2 protein-coding genes are annotated in these 1,396 nt (G+C 63.8%); both read right to left on the minus strand.

Features of this window, described 5'->3' with window-relative positions:
• On the minus strand, nt 1–1,023 hold a 1,023-nt coding region (locus tag EOA38_RS36635), incomplete at its 3' end, for a ParB/RepB/Spo0J family partition protein (protein ID WP_245481020.1).
• A gap of 154 nt (nt 1,024–1,177) precedes the next feature.
• The coding region (locus EOA38_RS36640) for a DUF2958 domain-containing protein (RefSeq protein ID WP_127301504.1) at nt 1,178–1,396 on the minus strand (219 nt) is incomplete at its 5' end.

Genomic DNA, 1,396 nt, shown 5'->3' on the forward strand with positions numbered 1-1,396 from the left:
CGCCACCATGAGGCGCATTGCAATGGCGGGATGATCGAGCAAGGCGGTGCGCACGGCACCGTGGCGATGCAGATCGACATAGTTCTGCATCGGGCCGGTGAGTTCAGGCCGCGACGGCTTGAGGACCTGTTCGTCCGGCTCGCCGCCCTCGTCATCGGCGCGGGCGCGCCGCGCTTCCTTGCGCGAAAGCCAGCCCTCGTGACACTCGACCTCGCCGCGATGCGAGACGGTGATGACGACCTTGCCGCCCTTCTTCTTTGGCGTTTTCTCGTGGTCCCAGGAATGAAAATACTGCCCCGGTTCGAGCACCGTCACTTCGCTCCATCCAGCCTCGATATAGGCGTCGCGTCTGGCCGCGATCGCCTCGTTCTGCTTCAGCCAAAACACGTCGGCATCGGCGAAATAGCTGTCCTCGCCGAACAGATCGGAGACGACCATGCCTGGATAGTCCTCGATGGCGAACAGCGCCACCTTGATGGAAATCGACTGGCCGCCGAACAGCCATTGTTTCAGCTGGTAGCCGCGCGGCGCGTATTGCTCGGGGTCGGCATAAAGCGCCAGCCAGTCCTTCTGCTGCGCTTTCGAAGCCATGGTGAGATAGCGCGCCGTCTCGGCGTCGATTTCCTCGCCGCGGTAGGCTTCGCGGATCTTGGGCAGAAGCTCGCCGAGTGCCAGACTGCGCTTCACCTGAAGTTCGGTGATGCCGAAGGTGGCGGCGATTTCGGCAATGGAGCGGCCTTCTTTGATCAGCCGCGAGAACGTTTCCCATTGCGAGACCTCGTCGGGGTCGAGGCGAGCGATGTTTTCGATGAGCGAGGCTTCGAGCGCAGCGGCGTCGTCGCCGTCTTCCATGATGGCGCAGGGCAAGGGATCGCCCTCGCCGCGCTCCTCGGCGAGCGATTTGGCGGCGAAATAGCGTCGCCGACCGGCGACGATCTCGAAGCTTTCGGGCGTCCCGTTGGGCCGCACCAGAAGCGGCACCAGCACGCCGCGCGCACGCACGGACGGCAGAATGTCGGACAAGTCGGGCGCGCGTTTTGCGTGCCGCATGTTGGCGGCAGAAATGTTGAGCTTATCCAATCGGAATGTGGGCAAGCTGCATGGTTAGTCCCCTTCGTCTGGGGTTGAGTTGCCCGCCGCGAGGCCGCAGGCCGAGCGGCGGGACGGTTTTCCACGCCTAGCAGCGCGGTTGTTCCGCCGTGTCCGGCGGAAGCTCGGAACCGGATTTGGCAAGTGCTTCCGCTGCCTGTCGCAAAAGCCGCTCGTCCTCGGTGATGTGGCAGGACAGCCGAGCGGCTTCGGCATAGACGGAGAGCGCAAACTCGGCCTTGAAATAGCGGTCGCGCTCGATGCCGAGGCCAAGCCGTCCCTTGACGCTTTCAAGCTCGGCAAGGCT

This window comes from Mesorhizobium sp. M1E.F.Ca.ET.041.01.1.1, from assembly GCF_003997355.1.
Lineage (GTDB): Bacteria > Pseudomonadota > Alphaproteobacteria > Rhizobiales > Rhizobiaceae > Mesorhizobium.